Source organism: Oleiphilus sp. HI0080 (genome assembly GCF_001635135.1).
In genome coordinates this window covers 1-874 of sequence record NZ_LWFU01001145.1, presented here as the reverse complement: position 1 = coordinate 874, position 874 = coordinate 1, and the positions used below count along the sequence as shown (strand labels likewise).

Genomic DNA, 874 nt, shown 5'->3' with positions numbered 1-874 from the left:
TCGAGAATCTAAAAGCGGTTTGTGAAGCCGCCGGCGGCAGCTTGCAAGACATCGTCAAGCTCAACATTTTTCTTACAGACTTAGGCAACTTCGCAACAGTCAATGAAGTGATGGCAACCTACTTCCAAACGCCCTACCCCGCGCGCGCAGCGATCGGTGTCGCCGCGTTACCAAAAGGTGCAGAAGTCGAAATGGACGGTATTGTTATTCTTTAATCTGTTCGTTTTTTCGGCGCGCTGACAACAGCGCGCCCTCCTTTCTGAGCCGACTGAATTCCTTTAACCGCTAATTCGCGCGCACATCTCTGCATAACCTTGGCGATAATCAGGATATTGAAGGCCATAGCCTGTATTCAACATACGCTTGTTCGATAGGCGTTTATTACCGGTTCTTCGAACGGGTTCGGCTCCCGCCTCTATGAAGGTTGCATCGATACCCAGTTGACGCGCTATGAATCGATAAACCTCGTTTAAATCCACCGGCGCTGAGTCACTAGCAATGTACAGAGCTTCGACATCCTGCCTCGCGAGCACTTTTTGAATTAAGAAGACCAGAAAACCAACCGCATCATCTTCGTGAATACGATTACTCAAACGCTCACTGCCGCTCAGCACAGGCTCTCTTGCCAATACCTGACGAACCATTCTTAGCCTCTCAGCACCATATATGCCGCTAAAGCGCACGACCGTATGCGCCAAATTACTTTGCTCCAAGATACGTTCGGCTTGCCGAATAACCGTTGCAGTTGGAGAACTTGGCATCGCAGCACTCAACTCATCCACAATCTCTCCATTGTCCTGACTAAACACACTAGAGCTTGATACAAACACTATATGAGGAGAACTCGAACCAACAAACCGCCTGACACACTGCT

General features: G+C 49.2%; 2 protein-coding genes. One reads left to right on the top strand and one right to left on the bottom strand.

Going from position 1 to position 874, the window contains the following annotated elements; translation table 11 throughout:
• The coding region (locus A3751_RS20545; RefSeq protein WP_255376109.1) for a Rid family hydrolase at window positions 1-215 on the top strand (215 nt) is incomplete at its 5' end.
• 63 nt (window positions 216-278) lie between these two features.
• Here A3751_RS20545 and A3751_RS20540 read toward each other — a convergent pair.
• Window positions 279-874, bottom strand: a 596-nt coding sequence (locus A3751_RS20540; protein WP_156492689.1) for a sugar nucleotide-binding protein, incomplete at its 5' end; no start/stop codon positions are given.